The sequence below is a fragment of the Prescottella soli genome (genome assembly GCF_040024445.1).
Lineage (GTDB): Bacteria > Actinomycetota > Actinomycetes > Mycobacteriales > Mycobacteriaceae > Prescottella > Prescottella soli.
The window spans coordinates 5,121,247-5,147,407 of sequence record NZ_CP157276.1; the positions used below are offsets into that span (position 1 = coordinate 5,121,247).

Genomic DNA, 26,161 nt, shown 5'->3' on the forward strand with positions numbered 1-26,161 from the left:
ATCAGAAGTAGCCCTCTCGCTTGCGGTCTTCCATGGCCGCTTCGGAAACTCGGTCGTCGCCGCGGGTGGCGCCGCGCTCGGTGAGTCGTGATGCCGCGACCTCGGCGAGGATCGCCTCGTTGTCGGCGGCGTCGGACAGGACCGCTCCGGTGGTGGAGCCGTCGCCGACGGTGCGGTAGCGCACCGACAGCGTCTGCAACTCCTCGCCCTCGGCCGGGCCACCCCACACGCCGGGCGTCATCCACATGCCGTCGCGCTGGTAGACCGGGCGCTGGTGGGCGTAGTAGATGCTCGCCAGTTCGACGTTGTCACGGGCGATGTAGCGCCAGATGTCGAGCTCGGTGAAGTTGCTGAGCGGGAACACGCGGACCTGCTCGCCGGGGGAGTGCCGGCCGTTGTACAGGTTCCACAGCTCGGGGCGCTGCTTCTTCGGGTCCCACTGCCCGAAGGCGTTGCGGAGGGAGAAGATCCGCTCCTTGGCGCGGGCCCGCTCCTCGTCGCGTCGGGCACCGCCGAACACGGCGTCGAAGCGGTTCTCGGCGATCGCGTCGAGCAGTGGCACAGTCTGCAGGGGGTTCCGGATGCCGTCGGGGCGCTCGGTGAGGCGGCCGTCGGCGAGGTAGTCCTCGACCTTGGCCACGTGCAGGCGCAGGTTGTACTTCGCGACGACGTGGTCGCGGAAGTCCAGCACCTCCTGCAGGTTGTGGCCGGTGTCGACGTGCAGCAGCGCGAACGGCAGCGGCGCCGGCCAGAAGGCCTTGATCGCGAGGTGCAGCAGCACCGTCGAGTCCTTGCCGCCCGAGAACAGGATCACGGGTCTCTCGAACTCGCCGGCCACCTCACGGAAGATGTGGATGGCCTCGGACTCGAGAGCGTCGAGGGTGTCGAACTTGTTGCCGTCCAGCTGAAGCCGCGGCTCGGAAATGTCGATTGTCATGAGGCGTGCAACCCGCATTCTGTCTTGGCCGAACCGGCCCACCGACCGCTACGCGGATCGGCGCCGGGGAGAGGTTTGGCGGTGCACGGAGCGCACCCGATGGACGGATATCCCTCGTCGACGAGCGGATTGACCAGGATCGAGTGCTCGTCGATGTACGCCTGCATGTCGTCGTCCGACCACGCGGCGATGGGGTTGATCTTCACCAGTCCGAACGCGTCGTCGAACGAGATGAGCGGTGCGTTCGCCCGGGTGGGGGCCTCGACCCGGCGGATGCCGGTGACCCACGCCCGGTAGTTCTTCAGCGTCGCCTTCAGCGGCGCCACCTTGCGCAGCGCGCAGCAGCGGTTGGGCTCGCGGGCGAACAGGTCCTTGCCCTCGGCGGCATCCTGCTCGGCGACGGAGGCCTCGGCCTGCGCGTTGATGACGTTGACGCCGTACACCTGCTCGACCGCGTCGCGGGTGCCGATCGTCTCGGGGAAGTGGTAGCCCGTCTCGAGAAACAGGACGTCCACACCCGGATGCACCTGCGCGGCAAGGTGAACCAGGACGCCGTCCTGCATGTTCGACGCCACGATGTAATCGGAGCCGAAGGTGTCCTCGGTCCACTGCAGCAACTCTCGGGCCGACGCTCCGTCGAGGTCCGCCGCACCCTGCGCTGCGATCGCCCGCAGATCGTCCTCGGTCGCCGTCGTCAGATCAACCGTCACCGCAAATCCCCCTCGTCTGCTCGAACTGCCCACTGTGCAAAACGTTCACCCTCATTGCGGTGCTTCACGAAGTTCCGCACCACTCGGTCGATGTAGTCGCCGAGCTCGTCGCTGGTCACCTTGTGCTGACGCAGCTTCCGGCCGAACGCGCTGTCGAGACCGAGGCTGCCGCCCAGGTGCACCTGGAAGCCCTCGACCTGGTTGCCCTCGCCGTCGTCCACCAACTGGCCCTTGAAGCCGATGTCCGCGATCTGGGACCGGCCGCACGAGTTGGGGCAGCCGTTGATGTTGATGGTGATCGGGACGTCGAGCTGCGCGTTGATGTCCGCGAGCCGCTCCTCGAGCTCCGGTGCGAGCACCTGCGAGCGCTTGCGGGTCTCCACGAACGACAGCTTGCAGAACTCGATACCGCTGCAGGCCAGCAGGTTCCGGCGCCAGTGCGACGGCCGTGCGTGCAGGCCCAGCGGCTGCAGTTCGGCGATCAGCTCCTCGACCTTCTCGTCGGGCACGTCGAGCACGATCAGCTTCTGGTACGGCGTGAAGCGGATGCGGTCGGAGCCGACCGCCTCGGCCGCATCCGCGACCTTGGACAGGATGGTGCCGGACACGCGACCCGCGATGGGGGAGAACCCGATTGCGTTCAGGCCGTTGCGCAGCTTCTGGACACCGATGTGGTCGATCGGGCGCTCGGGCTTCTCCGGCGCGGGACCGTCGATGAGGGGCCGCTTCAGGTACTCCGTCTCGAGGACTTCCCGGAACTTTTCGATGCCCCAGTCCTTGATCAGGAACTTCAGCCGCGCCTTCGCGCGCAGGCGGCGGTAGCCGTAGTCGCGGAAGATCGAGACCACGGCCTCCCACACGTCCGGGACCTCGTCGAGCGGCACCCACACGCCGACGCGCTGCGCCAGCATCGGATTCGTCGACAGGCCGCCGCCGACCCACAGGTCCAGGCCCGGGCCGTGCTCGGGATGGTTCACGCCGACGAACGCGACGTCGTTGATCTCGTGCACCACATCCTGCTGACCCGAGATCGCGGTCTTGAACTTGCGGGGCAGGTTCGAGTACTCCGGATCGCCGATGTAGCGGCGGACGATCTCGTCGATCGCCGGCGTCGGGTCGAGGACCTCGTCGAACGACTCCCCGGCCAGCGGGGAACCGAGCACCACACGCGGGCAGTCGCCGCACGCCTCGGTGGTCTTGAGGCCGACGGCCTCGAGTCGCTGCCAGATCTCGGGAACGTTCTCGATCTCGATCCAGTGGTACTGGACGTTCTCGCGGTCCGAGAGGTCGGCGGTGTCACGACCGAACTCGGTCGACAGTTCGCCGACCGTGCGCAACTGCTCGGCGGTGAGGGCGCCCGCGTCGCAGCGCACCCGCATCATGAAGTACTTGGCCTCGAGCAGGTCGATGTTCTCGTCGCCGGTGTACGTGCCGTCGTAGCCCTCTTCACGCTGCGTGTACAGGCCCCACCAGCGCATACGACCGCGCAGGTCGGCCTTGTCGATGCTGTCGAAGCCCTGCTTCGAGTAGATGTTCTCGATGCGCGCGCGGACGTTGAGTGGGTTGTCGTCCTTCTTGATCTGCTCGTTCGCGTTGAGCGGCTCGCGGTAGCCGAGGGCCCACTGGCCCTCGGAGACACGCTTCTTGGGCCGCGCGGTGCGCGCCGGCGGGCTCACAGCAGATTCGGCGTCGGTGGTCGACGTCATGGGTGCTCCTGAATTTCGTGAATCTCACGGTGCACCGGTCGAAGACAGGGAGAGGAGGGCTGTTTCCTCGCGGGGTCGTCCTCGGCCGGCCGGATTACGGGCCTAACGGGGGGAGACGAACGCAGGCGAGCGCCGCTGCTTCAGGGCAGGGAAACGCTGGCCGCTACACGCCGCAGGGCAGACAACAACAGCTACAGACACGCTTGAGGTCGACGTGGCGTCGCGCCACCAGTCGTACCCCGCGATCAGTCATGGCCGCCATTCTGCCATGGGATTTCCCGGCTGCCGACCAGTGGGGAGATATTTCCCGAAAATTCTCGGGAAATCTCCTGATCGGGCGGGGGTACGTGGCGCGAAACGCGGTCGCTGGGACACTGGAGTGGTGAGTGGATCTGTTGTCGACATCGAATCGACACGCCTGGAGCTTCCCGCGTCGGCCCTCGAAGGGGTGGGGACGCGGCCGTTCGGGGTCTACGTCCATGTCCCGTTCTGCGCGACGCGCTGCGGCTACTGCGACTTCAACACCTACACGGCCGGTGAACTCGGGACGTCCGCGTCGCCGCAGTCGTGGCTCGAGGCGCTGAAGCGGGAGTTGGCGGCGGCCGCCGAGATCACCGGTGCGCCGGCGGTCGACACCGTCTTCGTCGGGGGCGGCACGCCGTCGCTGCTCGGCGGGAAGGGGCTCGCGGAGGTCATCGGCGCGGTGCAGTCGAGCTTCGGTCTCGCCGACGGTGCCGAGGTCACGACGGAGTCGAACCCGGAGTCCACGTCGCCGGAGTTCTTCGCGACGCTGCGGGAGGCGGGGTTCACGCGGATCTCGCTGGGCATGCAGTCCGCCGCCGAGCACGTACTGAAGGTGCTCGATCGGACCCACACCCCCGGCCGGGCCGTCGCGGCGGCCCGGGAGGCGCGCGCGGCCGGATTCGATCACGTCAACCTCGACCTCATCTACGGCACCCCCGGCGAGACCGACGCCGATCTGGACCAGTCCCTCGACGCGGTGCTGAACGCCGGCGTCGACCACGTCTCGGCGTACGCGCTGATCGTGGAGGACGGCACCGCGCTGGCCCGCAAGGTGCGCCGCGGCGAACTGCCCGCACCCGACGACGACGTCCTCGCGTCCCGCTACGAGCGCATCGACGCGCGCCTGGCGGACGCCGGGCTGCACTGGTACGAGGTGTCGAACTGGGCCGCGGACGACGACGCCCGCTGCCGGCACAACCTCGGGTACTGGGACGGCGGCGACTGGTGGGGCGCCGGGCCGGGCGCGCACAGCCACGTCGGCGGGGTGCGGTGGTGGAACGTCAAGCACCCGGCACGCTACGCGGACCGACTGTCCGCCGGTGAGCTTCCCGTTGGCGGGTCCGAGACGCTCACGGCCGAGGACGTCCACGTCGAGCGGGTGATGCTGACGGTCCGGTTGCGGACCGGTCTGCCGCTGGCGGACCTGGGGGACGGTGAGCGCGCCGCAGCTCAGCGCGTCGTCGACGACGGTCTCGCGGTGGTCGAGGCCGACCACCTCGTGCTGACCGATCGCGGGCGCCTGCTCGCCGACGCCGTCGTCCGGGACATCCTGGACTGATGCTGCTTGACGCTGCCCGGCGTCAGTCGGTGGGGTCGACCGCTTCGGCCGCGTCGTAGTCGAAGACGCGCGCGTGCAGGACTACCCGGTTGCGCAGCGCCGACCGCACCGCATGGTGCACGCCGTCCTCGAGGTAGATCACGCCGTGCCACAGCACCGCGTGCGGGAACAGGTCGCCGTAGAAGGTGGAGTCCTCGTCCAGTAGGCGATCGAGTTCGAGGACCCTCGTGGTGGTCACGATCTCGTCCAGGCGCACCTGGCGCGGGGGGATCTGGGACCAGTCCCGCAGTGTCAATCCGTGATCCGGGTACGGCTTGCCGTCCCGGACACCTTTGAAGATCATCCTGTGTTCCGCCTGTGTTCCTCGTCGGTGGTCGGACCCGCGCGCCGACCCGGCGACAACCCTACGGCCTGACCGGCCTGCCCGGCTCGCCCCGAATGCCTGGCGCGGCCTGCGCAGTTGGCAACAGGACCGGCCATTAGACTGGGTACCGAGGTGGGCGCCGTTCTCGGTGCGCTCGTCCCGGGGGTGACAGCGAGGAATCCCGGTCTCGTGGCGAAGTGGAGGTGGACAGCGGTGTCGAGTACGGAGGAACGACGGTTCGAGGTACTCCGCGCAATCGTCGCCGACTATGTCGCCACCCAGGAGCCGATCGGGTCGAAGGCGCTGGTCGAGCGCCACAACCTCGGCGTCTCCAGCGCGACCATCCGCAACGACATGGCCGTCCTCGAGGCCGAGGGCTACATCGCCCAGCCGCACACCAGTTCGGGGCGGGTCCCCACGGACAAGGGCTACCGCCAGTTCGTCGACCGCATCGCCGACGTCAAACCGCTCTCGTCCGCCGAGCGCCGCGCGATCCTCGAGTTCCTCGAGTCCGGGGTGGACCTGGACGACGTGCTGCGTCGCGGTGTCCGGCTCCTGGCTCAACTGACCCGGCAGGTCGCCATCGTGCAGTACCCGACGTTGTCGGCGTCGTCGGTGCGCCACCTCGAGGTGGTGGCGCTCACGCCGGCCCGCCTGCTGCTGGTTCTGATCACCGACTCGGGGCGGGTCGACCAGCGCATCGTCGAACTCGGTGACGTCATCGACGACGACGACCTCTCGCGGCTGCGCGCCCTGCTGGGCGGCGCGCTCGAGGGCAAGCGCCTGGCCGCGGCGTCGATCGCGGTCTCCGAGCTCGCGGAGGACGCGCCGGAGAGTATCCGCGACGCCGTCGTCCGTTCGGCGACGGTGCTGGTCGAGACGCTCGTCGAGCACCCCGAGGATCGACTCGTCCTGGGTGGCACCGCGAACCTGACCCGCAACGCGGCCGACTTCACGACCCAGGCCGGGCTGCCCGGCTCGCTACGCTCGGTTCTCGAGGCGCTCGAGGAGCAGGTGGTGGTCCTCAAGCTGCTGGCCGCGACACAGGACGCCGGTCGGGTCACCGTCCGGATCGGCGAGGAGACGCAGGTCGAGGAGATGCGGGGCACGTCGGTGATCTCCACCGGCTACGGCGCCTCCGGGACGGTGTTCGGTGGTGTGGGGGTCCTCGGGCCCACCCGGATGGACTATCCGGGAACAATTGCCTCGGTGGCTGCAGTTGCCAGGTACATCGGCGAGGTACTCGCCGAGCGATAGCGTGTGGCGGGGCGACCGCGCCGGACAGGGCGTTCGACCCGGCCGCTGCGGCGTCGGAGCGGTTCACCGCGTGGTGCGAACGAAGTAGAGAAGGACGAGATACCCAAAGTGGCACGGGATTACTACGGCACACTCGGCGTCGGGCCGAAGGCGACCGATCAGGAGATCAAGCGGGCCTACCGCAAGCTGGCCCGGGAGCTGCACCCGGACGTCAACCCGGACGAGTCCGCGCAGGCGCGTTTCCGGGAGGTCTCCACCGCGTACGAGGTGCTGTCGGATCCGGAGAAGCGGCGCATCGTCGATCTCGGTGGCGATCCGATGGAGTCCGGTGGCGGCGGCGCCGGCGGCGGCTTCGCGGGCGCCGGGTTCGGCGGCCTCGGTGACGTCTTCGAGGCGTTCTTTGGCGGCGGTGGCGGCGGTGCGCGCGGGCCCAGGGGCCGCGTCCAGCCGGGTGCCGACTCGCTGCTGCGCACCAAGCTCACGCTCGAGGAGTGCGCGACCGGCGTCACCAAGACCATCACCGTGGACACCGCGATCCTGTGCGACGGCTGTGCCGGAGCGGGCACCAACGGCGACTCCAAGCCGATGCGGTGCGAGACGTGTGGCGGCGCCGGCGAGGTGCAGTCGGTGCAGCGCTCGTTCCTCGGTCAGGTCATGACGTCGCGCCCGTGTCCGACGTGCCGCGGTGCCGGAGAGACCATCCCCGATCCCTGCCACAAGTGCGGCGGCGACGGCCGCGTGCGCGCCCGCCGCGACATCAACGTCAAGGTGCCCGCCGGTGTGAGCAACGGCATGCGCATCCGGCTGGCCTCCCAGGGCGAGGTCGGTCCGGGCGGCGGCCACCCCGGCGACCTGTACGTCGAGATCATGGAGCAGCCGCACGACGTCTTCGTCCGCGACGGGGACGACCTGCACTGCACGATCCGGGTGCCGATGGTCGACGCCGCGCTCGGCACCACCGTCACGCTCGACACGATCATCGACGGGCCCACCGAGATCACGGTCGACCCGGGCACCCAGCCCGGCTCGGTGTCGGTGCTGCGCGGACACGGCATGCCGAAGCTGCGGTCGAACGTCCGCGGCGACGTGCACGCGCACCTCGAGGTGGTCATCCCGACCCGACTCGACGGCAAGCAGAGCAAGCTGCTGCAGGAGTTCAAGAACCATCGCGACCGCGATCACGCCGAGGTCGTGTCGACCGGTTCGCAGAACAGCGGGGGCCTGTTCTCCCGGCTGCGTGACGCGTTCAGCGGACGCTGACGGGCGCCGGGCGCACTGATGGCCGCGACGGTCTTCTATCTGGATCCGCTGCCCGACGTCGGGCAGCCCGCCGTCCTCGACGGACCCGAGGGCCGGCACGCCGCGACGGTGCGCCGCATCAAGCCGGGTGAGCGCCTGCTGCTCGCGGACGGCCGCGGCGGCATTGCGGACGCGACGGTGACCGCGGCCGCCAAGGACCGGCTCGACCTCGAGGTCACGGCTCGCCGCGACCAGCAGCCCCCGACGCCTTCGGTGACGCTGGTGCAGGCGCTGCCCAAGGCCGAGCGGAGCGAGTTGGCCGTCGAACTCGCGACGGAAGCCGGCGTCGACGCGGTGGTGCCGTGGCAGTCGGCGCGGTGCGTGGCGCGGTGGGAGGGCACCAAGACGCAGAAGGGCGTCGCGCGCTGGCGCAACGCGGCGGTCGCGGCGGCCAAGCAGTCGCGGCGCTCGTTCGTGCCCGACGTCGCGGACCTGCACCACACCCCGCAGGTGCTCGACCTGGTTCGTGCCGTCGTCGGTCGCGGCGGTGTCGTGGCCGTGCTGCACGAGTCGGCGCAGGCTCCGCTGGCGTCGCTGCCGCTGCGCGACCTCGACGAGGTGGTGCTGGTGGTCGGCCCCGAGGGCGGACTGTCCGACGAGGAGGTCACGGCCCTCACCGATGCGGGCGCGACCGCGGTGCTGCTGGGGCCGACCGTGCTCCGGACGTCGACCGCGGCCGCGGTGGCGCTCGGCGCGATCGGGGTGCTCACCGACCGGTGGTCCGCGGCCCCCCTCGACTGACCCAGGAGCGACGGACATGCCCAGGACACGTATCGAGTACGGCCCCGAGCCGCAGCAGTTCGGACACTTCTACGCTCCGGAAAACCCTGCGGGCGAGCCTGTTCCGGTCGTCATGGTGATCCACGGCGGCTACTGGAGCGGGCAGTACCACCTCAACCTCGGGACGTCGTTCTCGCTCGAACTCGCCCGCAGCGGGGTCGCCGTGTGGAACGTCGAGTACCGGCGCATCGGCGCGGGCGGACGCTGGCCGGAGATGTCGGCGGACGTCGTCGCGGCGCTCGAGGCGATCGCCGGGCCGGTCGCCGCGGCGTCGCCGGTGCCGCTCGACCTCGACCGGGTGCGCGTCGTCGGGCACTCGGCGGGCGGTCAGCTCGCGGTATGGCTTGCCGGACAGCGGGATACGACGGTTCGACCCGAACTGGTGGTGTCGCAGGCGGGGGCACTGGACCTGGCGTCGGCCGCCGAGCGGGGACGTCGTGTCAGCTACATCGAGGATCTGTTCGGCGTCCCGTTCGCGGACGATCCCGACCTGTACCGCTCGGCGTCGCCGCAGCACCGGGTGCCGATCGGGATCCCGGCCGTGATCCTCCACGGCACCGAGGACGCGCAGGTGCCGGCGAAGGTAGCGTCCCGCTACGTCGATGCGGCCCGGGCCGCCGGGGACCCGGTGGAACTGCACCTGATCGAGGGCGAGGACCATTTCGCATTCCTCGACCCGAACACGCGCAGTTGGAAGCTCTCGCGCGAGGTCCTCGTCGCCGGTCAGTCCTGACCGGTTCTGCGGCCGGGCAGGACGACCGCGACCACCACCGCGCCGACCGCGAGCGCCAGTCCACCCACCAGGCTGGCACGCGAGATCGCGTCGGCGAAGGCGACGGTGGCCGCGTCCATCAGCGGCTGGGCCTGTGCGGAGGCGAGCATGTTCTTCGACATCTCCTCGGCCACGATCGCGGCGCCGCCGACCGACTCACCCGACGCCTGCAACCCCTGCGCCACCAGATCCGCTTGCGGCCCGGTCAGTTTCGGGATCGGCAACGACGCGAGGAAGCCCGCGATCCCGTCCTTGTAGGCCGATGCGAGGACCGAGCCGAGGATCGCGATGCCCAGCGAGCCGCCGAGTTCGATCGCGGTGTCGTTGAGCCCGCCCGCCGCGCCGAGATCCTGATCGGGGAAGCTGCCCATGATCGCGTCGGTGGCGGGGGAGACCGCCAGGCCGACACCGACACCGAGGAGCACGAGGGTCGGGACGAAGTCGAGGTAGGTGGAGCCGCCGTCGACCCGCGCGAGCAGCAGGATGCCCGCCGCCGCGACGAGCATGCCGCCGGCGACGATCGCCCGGGTGCCGATGCGCGGGGCGAGGCGTGCGCTGGCAGCAGCACCCACCGACACGGCGGCCGCGAGCGGCAGCAGCCGGACACCGGTGTCGAGGGGGCCGAACCCGAGCACGAACTGGAACTGCTGGGCGATGAAGAACATCGCGCCGAACGCCGCGAGGAACACGAGCATCACCGCGAGCGACGCCCCGCCGACGGCGCGCTCGCCGAGCTTGCGCACGTTCAGCAGGGGCTGCGGATGCCGGAGCTCCCACGTGACGAACAGCGCGAGTCCGACGACGGAGATCGCGGCCGCGGTGAGTGAGCCGGTGCCCCAGCCGAAGTGGAAGCCGTCGATGATCGCGAACACCAGGCACCCGATCGTCACGACGGACAGCAGTCCGCCGAGCCAGTCGATGCGGCCCAGCCCGTGCGCCTTCGACGGCGGCACCAGCACCAGTGCGGCGACGATCGCGAACGCGGCGATCGGCACGTTGATGAGGAAAGTGGAGTGCCACGAACGGCTTTCGAGGAGCCACCCGGCGAGCAGTGGGCCGAGGGCGATCGCGAGACCGGAGGTGGCGGCCCACGCCGCGATGGCGCGGGCGCGTTCGGCGGCGGGGAACGTCGCGACGAGCAGCGACAGCGTGGCCGGCATGATGATCGCCGCGCCGACGCCCATGACCATGCGGGCCGCGACGACGGCGGTGGTGGTGTCGGCGAGGCTGCCGAACACGGCGCCGCCGCCGAAGACCACCAGTCCGGCGAACAGCGCGCCGCGACGGCTGTACTTGTCCCCGACGACGCCGAACAGCAGCATCAGCGCCGCGTACGGGACGGTGTAGCCGTCGATGACCCACTGCAGGTCCGAACTCGTCAGCCGCAGGTCCCGGGTCATGTCGGGCGCGGCCACGATGAGTGCGGTGTTCGCCATGACGACGATCAGCAGGCTCAGGCACAGCACCGCCAGCGCCGCCCACCGGCGCGGGTACGGCCGGTCCATCCGGTCGACGGGGGTATTGGCGATCCCCGGTAGTTGCGACAGCGTCATGGTCATCGTCTCGAACCCTCCCTGCACCCCGGTGGACTCCGCCGGAATATTGCACACTGATGTGCAAGTTAGTTATCTGCACATCGGTGTGCAAGAACGGCATGACGTAGATCACACCCCGGGTCCGGGGGAGGATGTACCGGTGACTTCCGAGACCACGCCTCCACTGCGCGCTCAGGCGCGTGCGAACCGCGCCCGCATCCTCGAGGCCGCGATCTCGGCATTCGCCGCCGACCCGGACGCGAGCATGGACGACGTCGCGCGCGCGGCCGGGGTGGTGCGGCGGACCGTGTACTCGCACTTTCCGAACCGCGACGCTCTGATCGAGGGGCTCGTCGCGGAGGCGTCGACCGCGATCGCCGAGACCCTCGCCGCGGGTCCGCCCGCGCCGGAGGCGCCCGACCTCGGTGTGGCGGTCCTGGCGCTGCGGACGTGGCCGATCGGCGACCGGTTCCGGATCCTGCTCTCGTTCGCCCGGCGTGAACTCGGCGACGAGAGGATCCACGATCTCCTCGAGCCGCTGCGGGCGACGAGCGTGGGCAACGTCGAGCGTGGTCAGCGCGAAGGGGTCTTCTCGGACTACCTGCCGGCGGATCTGCTGGTGGCGATGTACGAGGGGATGACGTTGACGCTGCTCGAGCACGCGAACCGGGGCGCGATCGTCGACCACGGCGAGACGTTCGCCACCGCGGGGCTGGTCCTGCTGGGCCTGCCCCCCGAGCGCGCCGTCGAGGTGGTCGAGCGGGCCGGGGGATGGCTGGCCGATTCGGGCAAATCGAACACGGGTTCGGCCGGGTAACTCGGTGGGCGGTGTCGCTGTCGGGCGCTAGACTTTGGGCACGCGACAACCCCGTTGCGGACACGTCGGACCTGGAAGTAGGCCATAGCCCTCACGTGAGTGAACAAGTCGAGAACGGCTCGCCGCGTTACCGCGGCGCCCCGCAGGATCCCGCACAGCCGGCCGAGCGCACTGTCCGCTCGACGATGGAACTCCCGCCCGAGGTGGTGCCGCCCCTGCTCGGGTCCTCCGACGAGAATCTGACCGCTCTCGAAAAGGTCCTCGACGCCGACATCCACGTGCGCGGGAACGCTGTCACGCTGACCGGCACGCCGGCCGACGTCGCGCTGGCCGAACGGGTCTTCGAGCAGCTCACGGCGCTGGTGCGCCGCAATCAGCCGATCACTCCCGACGCGGTCCGGCGGACCGTGGGCATGCTCACCCAGGGGCTCTCCGAGTCGCCGGCCGACGTGCTGAGTCTCGACATCCTCTCCCGGCGCGGCAAGACGATCCGACCCAAGACGCTCAACCAGAAGCGCTACGTCGACGCGATCGACGAGAACACGATCGTGTTCGGTGTCGGCCCCGCCGGCACCGGCAAGACGTACCTCGCGATGGCGAAGGCCGTGCAGGCGCTGCAGAGCAAGCAGGTGACGCGGATCATCCTCACCCGTCCGGCCGTCGAGGCGGGCGAGCGGCTGGGCTTCCTGCCGGGCACGCTGCACGAGAAGATCGACCCGTATCTGCGTCCGCTGCACGACGCGCTGCACGACATGATGGATCCGGAGGCGATCCCGAAGCTCATGCAGGCCGGCGTGATCGAGGTTGCGCCGCTCGCGTACATGCGCGGCCGCACCCTCAACGACGCGTTCATCATCCTCGACGAGGCGCAGAACACCACGGCCGAGCAGATGAAGATGTTCCTCACCCGTCTGGGTTTCGGCTCCAAGATCGTCGTCACCGGCGACATCACCCAGGTCGACCTGCCCGGCGGGGCCCGCTCGGGTCTGCGGGCCGCCACCGAGATCCTCGACGACATCGACGGCATCCACTTCGCGATCCTCGACAGCAGCGACGTCGTGCGGCACCGGCTGGTCTCCGACATCGTCGATGCCTACGACCGGTTCGAGGCGTCACGCGCGGACGATCTGCCGCTCGGCAACCGTGCGCAGCGGCGAGCGGTCCAGTCGCGTTCGCACCGGCGGTAGGGTTGTTCCCGCCCCAACACGGCTACGGCCGGCCCGCGAACGACGAAAGAGCGACGTAGATGAGCATCGAGATCTCCAACGAATCGGGGATGGAAGTCTCCGACGAGGACCTGATCAGCGTCGCCCGATTCGTGATCGCCCGCATGGACGTCCACCCCGCGGCGGAACTGTCGATGGTGCTGGTGGATTCGGCGACCATGGCCGATCTGCACATGCGCTGGATGGACCTGCCCGGCCCGACGGACGTCATGTCGTTCCCGATGGACGAGCTCGAGCCGGGGGGACGCCCCGACGCGCCCGAGCCCGGACCGTCGATGCTCGGTGACATCGTGCTGTGTCCGTCGTTCGCGGCCGATCAGGCGCAGAAGGCCGGCCACTCGCTCGATCACGAGCTGGCGCTGCTCACCGTCCACGGTGTCCTCCACCTCCTCGGCTACGACCACGCCGAGCCGGAGGAGGAGAAGGAGATGTTCGGCCTGCAGAACCAGCTGCTGGCGGACTGGTACGAGGACCTGCGGCGCGCGGAGCGCGAGGCCGAGCTCGCGGCACGCGACCAGCGGCTGCTCGGCAAGACCGGGTTCGTCGACGGTGCCGAACAGTGACATCCGGCGGACGGTGATCGGCCGGTGAGTGACGCCGTCGTCCTCATAGTTCTCGCGGTCGTCCTGGTGCCGCTGGGCGGCCTGTTCGCGGCCCTCGATTCGGCGCTCAACACGCTCTCGCCCGCACGGGTGGACGAGCTGGCGAAGGACGAACGTCCCGGCGCGGCGCGGCTGGTGCGGATCGTCTCCGACCGCCCCCGCTACGTCAATCTCATGGTCCTGCTGCGGATCCTGTGCGAGATCGCCGCGGCGGTCCTCCTCGCCGGGGCGCTGATCGAGTTGATCGGCCCGGTGTGGGGCGTCGTCGTCACGATCGTGGTGATGGTGCTCGTCGACTACGTCGCGATCGGCGTCGGCCCGCGCACCCTCGGACGGCAGCACGCCTACTCGATCGCGCTTGCGGCCGCGATGCCGCTGGTCGCGCTCGGCTCCCTGCTCAGCCCGGTCAGCCGCCTGCTGATCCTGGTCGGCAACGCGCTCACGCCGGGCCGCGGCTTCCGCGCCGGGCCGTTTGCGTCCGAGATCGAGTTGCGTGAGCTGGTCGACCTGGCGCAGGAGCGCGGCGTGGTGGCCGACGAGGAACGCCGGATGATCCAGTCGGTGTTCGAACTCGGCGACACCTCCGCCCGCGAGGTCATGGTGCCCCGCACGGAGATGGTGTGGATCGAGGCCGACAAGACCGCCGGCCAGGCCACGTCGCTCGCGGTGCGCAGCGGGCACTCGCGCATCCCGGTCATCGGCGAGAACGTCGACGACGTGCTCGGCGTCGTCTATCTCAAGGACCTCGTCCAGCAGACCTACTACTCGTCCGACGGCGGCCGCAGCGTCACCGTCTCCCAGGTGATGCGCCCGGCGGTGTTCGTGCCTGACTCGAAGCCGCTCGACAGCCTCCTCGCGGAGATGCAGCGCGACCGCAACCACATGGCCGTCCTCGTCGACGAGTACGGCGGCATCGCCGGGCTGGTCACCATCGAGGACGTGATCGAGGAGATCGTCGGCGAGATCGCCGACGAGTACGACACCGACGAGACCCCGCCGGTCGAGGATCTCGGGGACGGCTCGTACCGGGTCTCGGCGCGGTTGCCGGTCGAGGATCTCGGGGAGCTGTTCGACATCGAGATCGAGAACGACGAGGTCGAAACTGTCGGAGGGCTGCTCGGCTACGAACTCGGGCGCGTACCGCTGCCGGGGTCGGAGGTCGTCGCCGCGGGGCTGCTGCTGCGCGGTGAGGGCGGCGCCGACGTGCGCGGCCGCGTGCGGATCAGCACGGTGTACGTCGAGCGCGTGCTCGGCGAGGAGTCGGCCGCCGCCGACGCAATGAACGAAGACGGAAACGTGAACCAGGAGTGAACATGACCGACAACGAATTCCGTTCCGGCTTCGTCTGTTTCGTCGGACGGCCCAACACGGGCAAGTCGACGCTGACGAACGCGCTGGTCGGCGAGAAGATCGCGATCACGTCGTCGCGGCCGCAGACCACGCGGCACACGATCCGCGGCATCGTGCACCGCGATTTCGCCCAGCTGATCCTGGTCGACACCCCGGGGCTGCACCGGCCTCGGACGCTGCTCGGCCAGCGTCTCAACGACCTGGTGCGTGACACGTACTCCGAGGTCGACGTCATCTGCCTGTGCATTCCGGCGGACGAGAAGATCGGTCCCGGCGACCGGTGGATTCTCGAGCAGGTGCGTCAGATGGCGCCCAAGACCAAGCTCGTCGGCCTCGTCACCAAGATCGACAAGGTGAGCAAGGACGCGCTCGTCTCCCAGCTCATGGCGGTCTCCAAGCTCCTCGGCCCCGAGGCCGAGGTGATCCCGGTGTCGGCGGTCTCCGGCGAGCAGGTCGAGCTGCTGGTGAAGGTCCTGGCCGGGCTGATGGAGCCGGGCCCGGCGTTCTACCCGGACGGCGAGCTCACCGACGAGCCCGAGGAAACGCTCATGGCCGAGCTGATCCGTGAGGCCGCGCTCGAGGGCCTCGGCGACGAGCTGCCGCACTCGCTGGCCGTCGTCATCGAGGAGGTCCGCGAACGCGAGGGGCGCACCGAGAAGCAGGGCGAGATGCTCGACGTCCACGCCCTGCTGTACGTCGAGCGGCCCAGCCAGAAGGGCATCGTGATCGGAAAGGGCGGCGCCCGGCTGCGCGAGGTCGGCACGGTGGCGCGCAAGCAGATCGAGAAGCTGCTCGGCGTCAAGATCTTCCTGGAACTGCACGTCAAGGTCGCCAAGGACTGGCAGCGCGACCCGAAGCAGCTGGGTCGCCTCGGCTTCTAGATTCTGTCGCGCCCGTTTTCGTCGTGCCGCTCCTCTGATCGGGGGAGCGGCACGACCGTTTTCGGCGCGGCGGTGTCCTGTGCGTGCGACGATGACATCTCGACACCTGGGCGGCTCTCGGGTTCTTCCGGAACTGACGGCCCCGTCCGGAGGAGACACCGATGCCGCAGGCGCGAACCTATGGTCAGGCCAACCCGATTCAGCGCGGACTGCGCTCGGTTGCCGGCCTGGCGCCGGTGTCCTGGCTGTTCGCGCGCACCCTGCACCGCGTCGACCGTCCGGTCTTCCGGATCACCGGGGGGCGGCGCACCCTGACGAGCATGCTCGCGGGTCTGCCGGTGGTCATGCTCACGACGACGGGCGCGCGCAGCGGTGTCCGCCGCACCGTCCCGCTGCTCGGGCTGCCCGACGACGACCGGATCGTGGTCATCGCCTCCAACTACGGGCAGGCGGACAACCCGTCCTGGTACTACAACCTGCGCGCTCACCCGCGGGCCGAGATCTCGGTCGCCGGCGGTGCGGTGCAGGAGGTTCGGGCGCACGAGGTGGCGGGGACGGAACGGGAGAGGCTGTGGAGGCTCGGGTTGTCGATCTATCCGGCATGGGCGGTGTACGAGAAGCGGGCCACCGGCCGCCGGATCCCGGTGATGGTCCTCGAACCCGACAGTGACTGACCCGCGGCGCGAGCGCGCAGGACCGATCTGCGGCGCGTCAGGCGCCGCGGTGTCGGCGGGCGGTGGTCGAGTCGAGCACGAGTGCCGCCGCCAGCCGGACCCGATGATCCGTGACGTCGAGTCCGGAGAGATCGATGATCTGTCTCATCCGGTAGCGCAGGGTGTTCGGATGTACGTGGAGTTCCCGAGCGGCGCGCTTGGGTTCGCCGTAATGAGCGAGGTATGTGGCGAGCGTGGCGACGAGGTCCGATCCGCGCTCACGGTCGTGATCGACCAACAACCGCACCGGTCCGACGTCGAACGGCGTTGCCAGGATCGCTGAGCGGGCGCGAGCGAGGGCGATGTCGGGCCATGCCTCCTCGAACGTCGTCGACGAAGCATGAAGGCGCCCTACTCCGGCGAGGGCCACCAGTTCCAGTGCCTCCGAACCGGATCTGGACAGTTCTTCCGGGGTGCGTGCAGGGCCGCCGGCCAGCGCGGACGCGTTCGCCTGGTCCGCGCCGGCGATCGCGGTCCGCAACCATTCCCAACTCCCGGCGACCCTCGTGGACCCGGCGTCGGTGACGACCGCGATCGGTATGTCGTCGAGCGTCGTGAGTAGTGGTTGGAGCCATCCGTGCCGACGGAGGAACCCCTCCTGCGCCGCGATCTGCGTATCAGCGGTGTCGCTTCGCGCGCTCGCCAGCGCGACGACGCGCCACGGTCCCGGCGGAAGGGGAACGGTGACGCCGTCGTCGGGCGAGAGCAGAAGCGCGCGAAGGCGGTCCGCGGACATCCGGCGCGCCATCCCGGACTGGGCGCGCAGCCGAACCAGGTGCAGCGCCACGACGGATGCGGTGCGTGTCAGCTCGAGCAGTTGATGTGCGGACACCGGTTCGGATTCGACGACCCAGATGGACCCGAGCAGTTCCCGACCGGAACGGATCGGCACGACGAGGCGCGGGAGGAAGCCCTCTGGTCCGGAGTCGATCCGGATGGGGGCGTCGCAGCCGTGCAGTCGACGAAAGGTCCCGCGAGATCGGAAGTGCCGGATCACGTTTTCGGGAACGCGTCGTCCGACGATGGTGGAGATCCGAGCGGTGTCCGCGGTGTCCTGCAGCTCCGAGTGCGCGAGGACTCGGGACTGGACGTCCTCGATGGTGACAGGCGCGCCGACGATCGCGGCCGCGGCGTCGGCGAGGCCGAAGAGCGCGTCGTGGTCGACATTTTCGCCGCTGATCTCGGAGCCGACACGGACGGTCGAGTGGTCGATGACGCTCCGGATCAGCCACACGAGGTGTGTCCACGAGGTCGTCGGCAGCAACTCGACGAGTCCGACGCCGAGCGATTCGGCCGCACTCACCACGTCCGGCTCGGCGGCGGCGGGTACCGGCAACACCACCGCGCACGAACCGGCCTGGGCGGCGCTGTGCAGGAGGTCGACCGCCCGTGACGTCTCGTGGATCCCCGGTCCGAGCACCAGGTGCCCGCGACCGCCCGGCTCGATCCGGTCACCCTCGTAGAGAACGACGTCGGTGACCTGATCTCGGTGGGCAGTCACCGCCGGGCGCACCACGGCACCGCCCAGGGATTCGATGAGGTAGCTCAGGCGGATCATGCTTCCTCCAGGGGCCTTGTCGGACAGGTTGCCGATTGCCGCTCGGCAGCAACAAGATTCGATTGTGCTCTCGGCACTGTTTCGGCGGCAGTTGTTGACGCTTCGTGACGGTGACGGGCGACGCCCGCTGGTCGATCCTCGTAAGGGCTGGGAAGATCGAGGAAGAGAGGTACGACATGGGCAACAGTCATGCGGCCCCGCGGCGGGTCGGGATCGTCGGTGCGGGAATGGTCGGGTTGTCGACCGCCTGGTTCCTGCAGGAGCGGGGAATCGATGTCACGGTGATCGACCGCGACGGTGTGGCGGCGGGCGCATCGTGGGGGAATGCCGGGTGGATCACGCCGGGCATCAGCACCCCACTGCCGGAGCCGGCGGTTCTCCGGTACGGCATCCGGGCCCTGCTCAGCCCGCGCTCGCCCGTCTACGTTCCGCCGACGTTGAACCCGCGCCTGATCCGCTTCCTCGCCTCGTTCGCGCTGCACAGCACGACGGCGCGCTGGCGCACGGCGATGACTGCGCTGGCCGAGATCAACCGCCACGCGCTGTCGGCGTTCGCCGCTCTCGAGGAGAACGGCGTCGGCGGAAGGACACACGAGGCGAAGTCCTTTCTGGCGGCGTATCGGACGGCTCAGGAGCGGGCGGTGCTGCTCGAGGAGATCGAGCACATCCGAGGTGCGGGACAGGAGGTCGCCTTCGACGTACTGTCCGGCGACGACGCCCGCGAGGTGGAGCCGTCCCTGTCCGACCGGGTCGGTGCCGCGATCCGACTGCACGGCCAACGGTTCGTCGATCCGGCGAGTTTCGTGGGGAGCCTCGCGGCGGCCGTTCGCGAGCGCGGAGGCCTCGTTCTCGAAGGCCCCGATGTCACGGCGGTGGTGGACGACGGCGCCGCCGTGCGTGTTTCGACTTCGACCGGCGATGAGGGGCCGTTCGACGCGGTGGTGCTCGCTACAGGAACGTGGCTGGGCGACATCGCTCGTGGATTCGGCGTCGGCCTTCCTGTGCAGGCGGGCCGGGGATACAGCTTCAGTGTTCCGATCGAGCATGTTCCTTCGGGCCCTGTCTACTTTCCGGCGCAGCGTGTCGCGTGCACACCGCTCGGGGACCGGCTTCGGGTGGCCGGGATGATGGAGTTCCGCTCACCGGAGGCGCCGCTCGATCGACGGCGGATCGAGGCGATCGTGGAGGCCGCCCGTCCATTGCTGCGTGGGGCGGACCTGGACGACCGACGAGACGAATGGGTGGGGTCCCGACCGTGTACACCGGACGGCCTGCCGCTTATCGGCGTCACTCGTTCTCCGCGGGTGTACGTCGCCGGTGGCCACGGGATGTGGGGGATCACGCTCGGCCCGGCCACAGGGCGCCTGCTCGCCGACGGCATCGTGACCGGGCGGGTGGCCCCCGAACTGGCTGCGTTCGATCCACTGCGCCGGAGATCATGGCGGTAGCGGAGGCCGATGCCTGTTGTCACGGGTTGCATGGACCAATTCGCGGTGCCAGGTCCTGCGGCCCGTCCCGGTATCGCACGGTCACGCGTCGACCGCGGCCGACACCTTCATCAGGACGGTCTCCAGTGTCGCGAGCGCCTCGGCGGCCTCCTCGGTGGTGACCGTCATCGGCGGCGTCACGCGAAGGACGTTGCCGTGCAATCCGCCCCGCCCGATGAGGAGGCCCGCGGCCCGTGCCTCGGCCAGGACGGCCGTGGTTGCCGGCACCGCGGGCGTCTTGGTGCCGGGCAGCACGAGCTCGACCCCGATCATCAACCCGACGCCGCGGACCTCACCGACCAGTGGGCACCGCGCGCCGATAGCCCGCAGACCGTCGGAGAGCAGCGCGCCGACGCGGTCCGCGTTGGACTGCAGGTCGTGGTCTTCGATGTAGTCCAGTACCGCGTTCCCGGCAGCCATCGCCATCGGATTGCCGCCGGCCGTGGAGATCGAGTTCGCGGTCAGCGAGTTCATCAGTGACTCCTCGGCAACGACTCCGCCGATGCTCATGCCGTTCGCCAACCCCTTCGCGAACGTGATCGCCTGAGGGCGGACGCCGTAGTGCTCGATTCCGAACCAGGACCTGCCGGTCCGTCCCCAACCCGACTGCACCTCGTCGGAGACGAACGGAATCTCGTACTCTCGCAACACCTCTTGCATCGCCAGGAAGAACCCGTCCGGGGGAGTCGCGAAACCGCCTGCCCCCTGCACCGGTTCGGCAATGAAACAGGCCACGTTCCCCGAGGTGGACGTCTCGATCATCGTGCGGAGTTCGTCGGCGCACGCGGCGGTGTAGGCGTCGTCGTCCAGATGCCCGAACGGGCTCCGATACTTGTACCCGCTGTGCGCGTACGTCACCTGCAACGGACTGAGCGACGTGGCCGACCATCCTCGGATCCCGGTCGCCGCGACGGTGCCGAACGACCGACCGTGGTAGCTACCCCGCAGCGCGATCACCTGGTTCGAGGACTGCGCACAACTGGTGAGGAGGAAGGCCGTCTCGACGGCTTCCGATCCCGAGTTGACGAAGAAGACGCGCGGATCGTCGATCGGCGCGCGTGCCGCGATCTTCTCCGCGAGCTCCACCTGGGCGCGGATCAGATAGAGCGTCGAGGAGTGCATGATGCGTCCCGCCTGGGCGCGGATCGCCTCGGTGATCTCGGGGATGTCGTGGCCGACCATGGTCGCGAGCAGACCGCCGAAGAAGTCGAGATAGGTGCGTCCGTCCCCTCCGACGACGTGACGTCCCTTCCCCGAGACGATTTCGAGGGGATCCTCGTAGTACAGGGACATCCACTCGGGCATGACGGAACGGTGCCGGTCGTACAGCGTGGCCTCGGTCATTCTGAAGCTCCTGCCAAGGGTTGTGGGGAACCGCGGATCGGTGCCCCGCGGCGCGGTTGCCTAGGCGCGTCACGATAGGGCCGATCGGAATCGTGATCGAGATCGCTCGGCGCCGCGTCCGGCTATCTGAAATTTCGTGCGGGCGATCCCGGGTCACGTTCTGGACTGACCGGTACGTATGCCTGCTCGGCAGGGGCTTCGACGCCGATCGGAGTGGTCGGTCCGGGCGAAAGTTCATATAGTGACACTCGATCGGCTTCCTCGTTGCCCAACCATCGCTCGGAGTTCATCGTGGGTCCACCGAACGAACGGATGACCGAACGAGGTGTTGCGATGACCCGGACGACCGAAGCCACCGAACCGGCGGTGAGCGGGCTGCAGGAGGCGGTCGAGGAGCTGAGGGAGCCGATGCTCGAGTTCCTCTCCAGCGCCGTGCGGTGCCCCAGTGTCAGCGGCGACGAAGACACGATCCACGGTTTCCTCGCCGGCTGGTTCGACGCGAACGGCTGGATCCACGAGACGCAGCATCTGCACCTGACCGCGGCAGGCCGCGGCGCTGATCCGGCCACGGAGCCGCGGCTCGACCACCGGTGCAACATCGTCGCGTGGCCCCGCCCGCCCCGCGAGGACGCGCCGACCGTCGTACTGAACGGGCACATCGACGTCGTGCCGCCGGGTGACGTCGAATCGTGGACGTTGCCGCCCTTCAGCGGGCTGCGCCGCGGCGGACGCGTTCACGGGCGTGGATCGGTCGACACGAAGGGACCCATCGCATCCGGCGTCTTCGCGCTGCAGGCGCTGCGAAACCTGGACGTGGAACTGCCCTTCGACGTTGCCGTCCAGTTGGTCATCGCCGAGGAGACGACGGGCATCGGCACCCGCGCCGCTTTCGAGCGGATCGAGCGGCCGGCCGCGGCCGTGGTTCTCGAACCGACGGGCGGAGTGGCGGCACCGGCGGGAACCGGGCTGCTCTTCTTCCGCGTCGAGATCGACGGGGTCTCGGCCCACACGTCGGCACCGTGGCGCGGCCAGGACGCCTTCCTGCACCTGATGCGTATCCACTCCGCGCTCTCCGACCTCGCGGACGCCCGGGCGGAGGTGCACCGGAACGAGTACTTCGCGGACATCCCCACCCCCGTCCCGTTCGTCATGGGAACCGTGCGCGCGGGGACCTGGCGGGCGGCAGTGCCCGATACCGCCGAGATGGCCGGTCGCTGGGGAGTGGCCGCCGGCGAGGACCTCGACGAGATGCGTGCGCGGATCGAGGCACTGGTGGCGAAGGTCGACGCCGACGCCGGGTGGGGCGAGCGACCGAGCAGGGTTGTGTGGCAGCACGAGTTGCCGGGATGGCAGACCGATGCCGGCGCGCCTCTCGTGCAGGCGGTCCGGGAGAGCGTCGACGCTGTACGCCGGTCGGCGACCCCACTGGTGGGGATGACCGCCGCGACCGACGCCGCTCAGTACGGCCCCCGCGGCATCCCCACGATCATCTACGGCCCCGGCGATACGGCGCTCGCGCACAGCCCGGACGAGTCGATCGAGGAGGACGAGGTCGTCGCGTCGGCTCAGGTGTTGGCGCGGACGCTTCTCGCCCTCGCATCGCGGACGACGTCGTGACCGCCTCGAACCAGGGGACGACGCTGCGCACGCTGTCCCGGGGCTTGGAGGTCCTCGAGGCCATCGCGGCTGCCGATGGCACGGCGTCGGCGAAAAGTCTTGCACGACAGCTGGATCTCAACCGCAGCACCTGCTATCACATCCTCCGCACACTGCAGGAGGACGGCTTCGTCACGAGGCTGCCCAAGGGCACCTACATCGTGGGCAGTCGTGCCGCACGACTGAGCAAGACGGTGGCCGATCACACCCGTCCCGATCCGACGCTCTCGGCGCTGTTGTCCCGACTGCATCGGCTGACCCGCGAGACGGTGTACATCTCCGGCTGGTACCACGGCACGGTCACGCTGCAGGAATGGATCGGCGGGCTGCACATGCTGAACGTCGGAAACCTCGACGTGGGGTACACCGGCAACATGCACGCTCGCGCATCGTGCAAGGCGATCCTCGCGCACCTGCCGGCGCGGGACGTCGACGCGATGCTCCCCGACACCAGCTTCACGCAGCTGACACCGAACACGATCCCGAACCACGACACGCTGGCCACGGAGCTCAAACTGGTGGCCCAGCGTGGCTACGCGATCGATGCCGAGGAGTACGAGGTCGGAGTGTCCTGCGTGGCAGCCCCCTTCTTCGACGTCGACGGCAAGCCGTCGGGCGCCTACGCGGTGTCGGCGCCGACCGCCCGATTCAACCGTGATCTCGGTTCGCTGAGCACGCACGTCCGCGACGTCGCGCACCGGGCCACGGCCTACCTTCGCACCACCTCGCCCACACCGCTGCGCGCGGTGGGCGACGGCCGCTGACCCGCGCGGTCGCGCTGCCGACACCCGTCTACTACCGAATCACCATCAGACTGTGGAGGACACATGTCTCGAGTTCTGCTCCGATATTTCCGCGAGATGCACCGAATCCGCACGACCGAGAACGAGATACTCCGGCTGCGCAAGGCAGGTGACATCGTCGGATCGGTCCACCTCTGCAACGGGCAGGAGGCCATCTACGTCGGTGGTGCTGCAGGACTTGATCTTTCGCGGGACGCGGTGTTCCCCACCTACCGTGGCCACGGCTGGGCGCTCGCCCTCGGCGCCTCGGTGCACCAAGTGCTCGCCGAACTCCTGGGACGGAGCACCGGCGCGAACGGTGGCCGCGGCGGGTCGGCCTACTTCTCCACGCCGGCGCACGCGATGTACGGCGAGAACTCGATCGTCGGCGCCGGTGCGCCGATCGCCGCGGGTGCCGCTCTTGCTGCCACCTTCGACGGCTCGGGTCGGGTGGCGGTGGCCGCCTTCGGTGACGGCGCCCTGAACCAGGGTGCTGTCCACGAGGCGATGAACTTCGCGTCCATTCGCAACCTTCCGGTGATCTTCGTCGTCGAGAACAACCACTACTCCGAGATGACGCCGATCGTCGACATGGTCAAGAACGAGGTCCTGTTCAAGCGCGCCGGCATCTACGGCTTCACCGGCGCGCGGATCGACGGGAACGACCCCGCCAAGGTTGCCGAAGCGGTCTCCCGCGCAGCGGAACACGCGCGCGACGGCAAGGGCCCGGTGCTGCTCGAGGCGATGACGCATCGCCTCGTCGGTCACTACATCGGCGACGCCCAGCAGTACCGGCCCGACGGTGAGATCGAGGAGATCACCCACGAGGAACCACTGATCCGCGCCGCGCAGTCGCTCCTGGCGTCCGGCGTGACGCAGGCCGATCTCGATGCCGTGGCGGCCGACGTCGTCCGTGAGGTCGCCGACGCGTCGGACCGGGCGCTGCGCGATCCGATGGCCGACCCCCACACCGCACTGGAGCACCTCTATGCCTGACATCAAGAACCTGACCTACGCCGGCGCCGTCAACGAGGCCCTGCGCCGCGCACTCACCGAAGACCCGACCACTCTGGTGTTCGGCGAGGACGTCGCCGCCCCCGGTGGAGTCTTCGGCGTCACGAAGGGGCTTCGGAAGGCCTTCGGCGACAGGGTGTTCGATACTCCGATCTCGGAGTCGGCGATTCTGGGTGGGGCGATCGGTTCGGCGATGTTCGGTCGACGGCCGATCGTCGAGATCATGTGGGCGGACTTCTCGCTGGTCGCGTTGGACCAGCTGGTGAACCAGGCCGCCAACATCCGGTACGTCTCCGAGGGCGCGCTGTCCGCGCCGATCACGGTGCGGACGCAGCAGGGGAGTGCTCCGGGCGCGTGTGCACAGCACTCGCAAAGCCTCGAGGCGCTCTTCGCGCACGTGCCCGGGCTCCAGGTGTGTATGCCCGCCACCGCGCAGGATGCTCACGACCTCCTGCTGACCGCGATCGCGTCGGACGATCCCACCATCGTCATCGAGAACCGCACGCTGTACCACGGCGCCAAGACGCCCGTCGCCCTCGGCGGTCCGGTGCTACCGCTGGGCGGCGCCGTGACCCGGCGGCCGGGAACCACGATGACCGTGGTCACCTGGGGTGCGATGCAGTTCCGGGTGCTCGAGGCGGCGGACGCCCTGGCCGCCAGGGGGATCGACCTCGAGGTCATCGACGCCAGGTGGCTGCGTCCCCTCGACACGGGAGCGATCCGGAGTTCGGTGCAGCGCACCGGACGCCTCGCGGTCGTCCACGAGGCGCACACCTTCGCCGGGCTCGGCGCGGAAGTCGTCGCCGACGTCGTGTGCTCGGGTGTCGGCCTCCGGCAGCCGCCGCTGCGGATCGGTGCCCCGCCGGCGCGAATCCCGGCCGCGCCCAGCCTCGTCGACGCCGTCGTGCCCACCGCCGAACGGATCGTCGCCGAGATCGAGGCCGCGCTGGTCGCCGACGGCTCGGAGGTGTACGCATGACACCCGAGCGCGCGGCGGCGGCCACCGCGATGCCCGCGTTCGCGCCGCTGTTCGCGGCGGGAACCGAATCGGTCCGCGTGCGCTGGTTGTCGCTGGTGTACGAGACGGACGGCGAGGTGCTCGACGCGATCCTGCCGGCGCCGCTCGGTCCGGGCGGTCGCCCGCAGGTCGCGGTGTGGACCGCGGAGTTCATCGGGGCGGAGTTCTCGGCCGCGGACGGCACCAAGGAGGTGCGTCCGGCCTACATGCAGGGCGGAATCTCGGTCCGGTGCCGCCACGACGGGGGGAGCGACGGCGCCTATGCCGTCGGGACCTACGTCGAGGGGCTCAACCACGGCATCCTCGGGCGTGAGCTGTTCGGGTTGCCGAAGAAGCAGGCGCGTCGAGTGCAGCTGGACGAGACCTCGGACGGTCTCGAGTACTCGATCCGGAACGCTGCCGGAATCGACCTGGTCGCCGGCCGGGTCGCGCTCGACAACGCCCGCGCGACAAGCGAACTCGTCCCGGAATGGTTCTCCACCCACTACACCCTCAAGCTCATCCCGAGCGCGGAGGGGAACGGATTCGACATCAGCCGTCTCGTCCGGATCCCCTTCGCATTCGAGTCCGAACGCCCCTCGCGGGTGGGGTCGGCGGCGCTGCAGCACCAGCACTGCCCCGGTGATCCCGTGCAGCTGCTCGCTGTCGCGAGCGAGGTCCGTGCAGCGTACGGACTCGCCCGGCTCGACATCGACTACGGCACGTACCTCGATCACGTCACCGACATCCCGACGTTCGGATCGCCCGTCTGGTAGTTCTCCCGTCCCCGCG

Annotated in this window: 24 protein-coding genes; 17 read left to right on the plus strand and 7 right to left on the minus strand. The window is 69.4% G+C overall.

What is annotated here, in order from left to right; all coding sequences use genetic code 11:
- Position 1 precedes the first annotated feature (1 nt).
- Genes cysD through ABI214_RS23825 form a run of 3 tightly spaced genes read right to left on the minus strand, consistent with a single transcriptional unit; the run spans position 2 to position 3,353 of the window.
- The gene (cysD, locus tag ABI214_RS23815) at positions 2 to 937 is read right to left on the minus strand and encodes a sulfate adenylyltransferase subunit CysD (RefSeq protein ID WP_348604890.1); all 936 of its coding nucleotides are present in this window, start codon (positions 935 to 937) and stop codon (positions 2 to 4) included.
- Positions 934 to 1,647 (minus strand): phosphoadenylyl-sulfate reductase, encoded by a 714-nt coding sequence (locus tag ABI214_RS23820; RefSeq protein WP_348604891.1) that lies wholly within the window; start codon positions 1,645 to 1,647, stop codon positions 934 to 936. Before ABI214_RS23820 ends, cysD begins: the two co-directional genes overlap by 4 nt.
- Positions 1,644 to 3,353 (minus strand): nitrite/sulfite reductase, encoded by a 1,710-nt coding sequence (locus ABI214_RS23825; RefSeq protein ID WP_348604892.1) that lies wholly within the window; start codon positions 3,351 to 3,353, stop codon positions 1,644 to 1,646. Before ABI214_RS23825 ends, ABI214_RS23820 begins: the two co-directional genes overlap by 4 nt.
- 382 nt (positions 3,354 to 3,735) lie before the next feature.
- Between ABI214_RS23825 and hemW the strand changes: the two genes are divergently transcribed.
- Positions 3,736 to 4,935 carry a radical SAM family heme chaperone HemW gene (gene hemW, locus ABI214_RS23830; RefSeq protein WP_348604893.1) on the plus strand — a complete coding sequence of 400 codons (1,200 nt, stop codon included), beginning with the start codon at positions 3,736 to 3,738 and terminating at the stop codon, positions 4,933 to 4,935.
- A 22-nt stretch (positions 4,936 to 4,957) separates the two neighbouring features.
- Here the strand turns inward: hemW and ABI214_RS23835 are convergent, their stop codons facing one another.
- Positions 4,958 to 5,278: a type II toxin-antitoxin system VapB family antitoxin gene (locus ABI214_RS23835; protein ID WP_348604894.1), complete on the minus strand. Its 321-nt coding sequence runs from the start codon at positions 5,276 to 5,278 to the stop codon at positions 4,958 to 4,960.
- Between the two features lie 234 nt (positions 5,279 to 5,512).
- Here ABI214_RS23835 and hrcA point away from each other — a divergent pair, with 234 nt between their 5' ends.
- From hrcA to ABI214_RS23855, 4 genes are all read left to right on the plus strand, one after another.
- Positions 5,513 to 6,556: a heat-inducible transcriptional repressor HrcA gene (gene hrcA / locus ABI214_RS23840; RefSeq protein WP_348604895.1), complete on the plus strand. Its 1,044-nt coding sequence runs from the start codon at positions 5,513 to 5,515 to the stop codon at positions 6,554 to 6,556.
- Between the two features lie 108 nt (positions 6,557 to 6,664).
- Positions 6,665 to 7,816 carry a molecular chaperone DnaJ gene (gene dnaJ / locus ABI214_RS23845; RefSeq protein WP_348604896.1) on the plus strand — a complete coding sequence of 384 codons (1,152 nt, stop codon included), beginning with the start codon at positions 6,665 to 6,667 and terminating at the stop codon, positions 7,814 to 7,816.
- Positions 7,817 to 7,834: 18 nt separating this feature from the next.
- A complete protein-coding gene (locus tag ABI214_RS23850) occupies positions 7,835 to 8,596 on the plus strand; it encodes a 16S rRNA (uracil(1498)-N(3))-methyltransferase (protein ID WP_348604897.1) in 762 nt (253 codons plus the stop codon).
- 16 nt (positions 8,597 to 8,612) lie between these two features.
- Positions 8,613 to 9,368, plus strand: coding sequence for an alpha/beta hydrolase family protein (locus tag ABI214_RS23855; protein WP_348604898.1), 756 nt, complete (start codon positions 8,613 to 8,615; stop codon positions 9,366 to 9,368).
- On the opposite strand, the gene ABI214_RS23860 is transcribed toward ABI214_RS23855, so the two are convergent.
- Positions 9,359 to 10,966 (minus strand): MFS transporter, encoded by a 1,608-nt coding sequence (locus tag ABI214_RS23860; protein ID WP_408586530.1) that lies wholly within the window; start codon positions 10,964 to 10,966, stop codon positions 9,359 to 9,361. The two genes, ABI214_RS23855 and ABI214_RS23860, sit on opposite strands and share 10 nt — an antisense overlap.
- A gap of 136 nt (positions 10,967 to 11,102) precedes the next feature.
- Here ABI214_RS23860 and ABI214_RS23865 point away from each other — a divergent pair, with 136 nt between their 5' ends.
- The 6 genes from ABI214_RS23865 (at position 11,103) to ABI214_RS23890 (ending at position 16,492) form a co-directional block, all read left to right on the plus strand.
- On the plus strand, positions 11,103 to 11,759 hold the full coding sequence (locus ABI214_RS23865; protein ID WP_348604899.1) for a TetR/AcrR family transcriptional regulator: 657 nt from the start codon (positions 11,103 to 11,105) through the stop codon (positions 11,757 to 11,759).
- A gap of 95 nt (positions 11,760 to 11,854) precedes the next feature.
- Positions 11,855 to 12,946: a PhoH family protein gene (locus ABI214_RS23870; protein ID WP_408586383.1), complete on the plus strand. Its 1,092-nt coding sequence runs from the start codon at positions 11,855 to 11,857 to the stop codon at positions 12,944 to 12,946.
- 59 nt (positions 12,947 to 13,005) lie between these two features.
- On the plus strand, positions 13,006 to 13,548 hold the full coding sequence (gene ybeY / locus ABI214_RS23875) for an rRNA maturation RNase YbeY (protein ID WP_127914111.1): 543 nt from the start codon (positions 13,006 to 13,008) through the stop codon (positions 13,546 to 13,548).
- A gap of 24 nt (positions 13,549 to 13,572) precedes the next feature.
- The gene (locus tag ABI214_RS23880) at positions 13,573 to 14,898 is read left to right on the plus strand and encodes a hemolysin family protein (RefSeq protein ID WP_348604900.1); all 1,326 of its coding nucleotides are present in this window, start codon (positions 13,573 to 13,575) and stop codon (positions 14,896 to 14,898) included.
- A gap of 2 nt (positions 14,899 to 14,900) precedes the next feature.
- The gene (gene era / locus ABI214_RS23885; RefSeq protein WP_348604901.1) at positions 14,901 to 15,818 is read left to right on the plus strand and encodes a GTPase Era; all 918 of its coding nucleotides are present in this window, start codon (positions 14,901 to 14,903) and stop codon (positions 15,816 to 15,818) included.
- A gap of 161 nt (positions 15,819 to 15,979) precedes the next feature.
- A complete protein-coding gene (locus ABI214_RS23890) occupies positions 15,980 to 16,492 on the plus strand; it encodes a nitroreductase/quinone reductase family protein (RefSeq protein ID WP_348604902.1) in 513 nt (170 codons plus the stop codon).
- Between the two features lie 37 nt (positions 16,493 to 16,529).
- On the opposite strand, the gene ABI214_RS23895 is transcribed toward ABI214_RS23890, so the two are convergent.
- Positions 16,530 to 18,089, minus strand: a complete 1,560-nt coding sequence (locus ABI214_RS23895; protein WP_348604903.1) for a PucR family transcriptional regulator — start codon at positions 18,087 to 18,089, stop codon at positions 16,530 to 16,532.
- 176 nt (positions 18,090 to 18,265) lie between these two features.
- Between ABI214_RS23895 and ABI214_RS23900 the strand changes: the two genes are divergently transcribed.
- The gene (locus tag ABI214_RS23900; protein ID WP_348604904.1) at positions 18,266 to 19,537 is read left to right on the plus strand and encodes an NAD(P)/FAD-dependent oxidoreductase; all 1,272 of its coding nucleotides are present in this window, start codon (positions 18,266 to 18,268) and stop codon (positions 19,535 to 19,537) included.
- Positions 19,538 to 19,618: 81 nt separating this feature from the next.
- Here ABI214_RS23900 and ABI214_RS23905 read toward each other — a convergent pair whose 3' ends face one another.
- Complete coding sequence (locus ABI214_RS23905) at positions 19,619 to 20,920, minus strand: aspartate aminotransferase family protein (protein WP_348604905.1); 1,302 nt, start codon at positions 20,918 to 20,920, stop codon at positions 19,619 to 19,621.
- 333 nt (positions 20,921 to 21,253) lie between these two features.
- On the opposite strand from ABI214_RS23905, the gene ABI214_RS23910 reads away from it, so the two are divergent.
- The 5 genes from ABI214_RS23910 (at position 21,254) to ABI214_RS23930 (ending at position 26,145) form a co-directional block, all read left to right on the plus strand.
- Entirely contained in the window at positions 21,254 to 22,537 is a 1,284-nt protein-coding gene (locus tag ABI214_RS23910; RefSeq protein WP_348604906.1) for a M20 family metallopeptidase, read from the plus strand.
- Positions 22,534 to 23,340: an IclR family transcriptional regulator gene (locus tag ABI214_RS23915; protein ID WP_348604907.1), complete on the plus strand. Its 807-nt coding sequence runs from the start codon at positions 22,534 to 22,536 to the stop codon at positions 23,338 to 23,340. Before ABI214_RS23910 ends, ABI214_RS23915 begins: the two co-directional genes overlap by 4 nt.
- A 63-nt stretch (positions 23,341 to 23,403) precedes the next feature.
- Positions 23,404 to 24,354: a thiamine pyrophosphate-dependent dehydrogenase E1 component subunit alpha gene (locus tag ABI214_RS23920; RefSeq protein WP_348604908.1), complete on the plus strand. Its 951-nt coding sequence runs from the start codon at positions 23,404 to 23,406 to the stop codon at positions 24,352 to 24,354.
- Positions 24,347 to 25,351: an alpha-ketoacid dehydrogenase subunit beta gene (locus ABI214_RS23925; protein WP_348604909.1), complete on the plus strand. Its 1,005-nt coding sequence runs from the start codon at positions 24,347 to 24,349 to the stop codon at positions 25,349 to 25,351. The genes ABI214_RS23920 and ABI214_RS23925 overlap by 8 nt, the downstream gene beginning before the upstream one ends.
- A complete protein-coding gene (locus ABI214_RS23930) occupies positions 25,348 to 26,145 on the plus strand; it encodes an acetoacetate decarboxylase family protein (protein ID WP_348604910.1) in 798 nt (265 codons plus the stop codon). Before ABI214_RS23925 ends, ABI214_RS23930 begins: the two co-directional genes overlap by 4 nt.
- The last annotated feature ends 16 nt before the right edge of the window (positions 26,146 to 26,161 follow it).

Coding starts and splice junctions, on each gene's coding strand:
- cysD (WP_348604890.1), bottom strand. CDS start 937: ATGACAATCGACATTTCCGAGCCGCGGCTTCAGCTGGACGGCAACAAG.
- ABI214_RS23825 (WP_348604892.1), bottom strand. CDS start 3,353: ATGACGTCGACCACCGACGCCGAATCTGCTGTGAGCCCGCCGGCGCGC.
- ABI214_RS23835 (WP_348604894.1), bottom strand. CDS start 5,278: ATGATCTTCAAAGGTGTCCGGGACGGCAAGCCGTACCCGGATCACGGA.
- ABI214_RS23850 (WP_348604897.1), top strand. CDS start 7,835: ATGGCCGCGACGGTCTTCTATCTGGATCCGCTGCCCGACGTCGGGCAG.
- ABI214_RS23855 (WP_348604898.1), top strand. CDS start 8,613: ATGCCCAGGACACGTATCGAGTACGGCCCCGAGCCGCAGCAGTTCGGA.
- ABI214_RS23860 (WP_408586530.1), bottom strand. CDS start 10,966: ATGACCATGACGCTGTCGCAACTACCGGGGATCGCCAATACCCCCGTC.
- ybeY (WP_127914111.1), top strand. CDS start 13,006: ATGAGCATCGAGATCTCCAACGAATCGGGGATGGAAGTCTCCGACGAG.
- era (WP_348604901.1), top strand. CDS start 14,901: ATGACCGACAACGAATTCCGTTCCGGCTTCGTCTGTTTCGTCGGACGG.
- ABI214_RS23890 (WP_348604902.1), top strand. CDS start 15,980: ATGCCGCAGGCGCGAACCTATGGTCAGGCCAACCCGATTCAGCGCGGA.
- ABI214_RS23895 (WP_348604903.1), bottom strand. CDS start 18,089: ATGATCCGCCTGAGCTACCTCATCGAATCCCTGGGCGGTGCCGTGGTG.
- ABI214_RS23900 (WP_348604904.1), top strand. CDS start 18,266: ATGGGCAACAGTCATGCGGCCCCGCGGCGGGTCGGGATCGTCGGTGCG.
- ABI214_RS23905 (WP_348604905.1), bottom strand. CDS start 20,920: ATGACCGAGGCCACGCTGTACGACCGGCACCGTTCCGTCATGCCCGAG.
- ABI214_RS23910 (WP_348604906.1), top strand. CDS start 21,254: ATGACCCGGACGACCGAAGCCACCGAACCGGCGGTGAGCGGGCTGCAG.
- ABI214_RS23920 (WP_348604908.1), top strand. CDS start 23,404: ATGTCTCGAGTTCTGCTCCGATATTTCCGCGAGATGCACCGAATCCGC.
- ABI214_RS23925 (WP_348604909.1), top strand. CDS start 24,347: ATGCCTGACATCAAGAACCTGACCTACGCCGGCGCCGTCAACGAGGCC.
- ABI214_RS23930 (WP_348604910.1), top strand. CDS start 25,348: ATGACACCCGAGCGCGCGGCGGCGGCCACCGCGATGCCCGCGTTCGCG.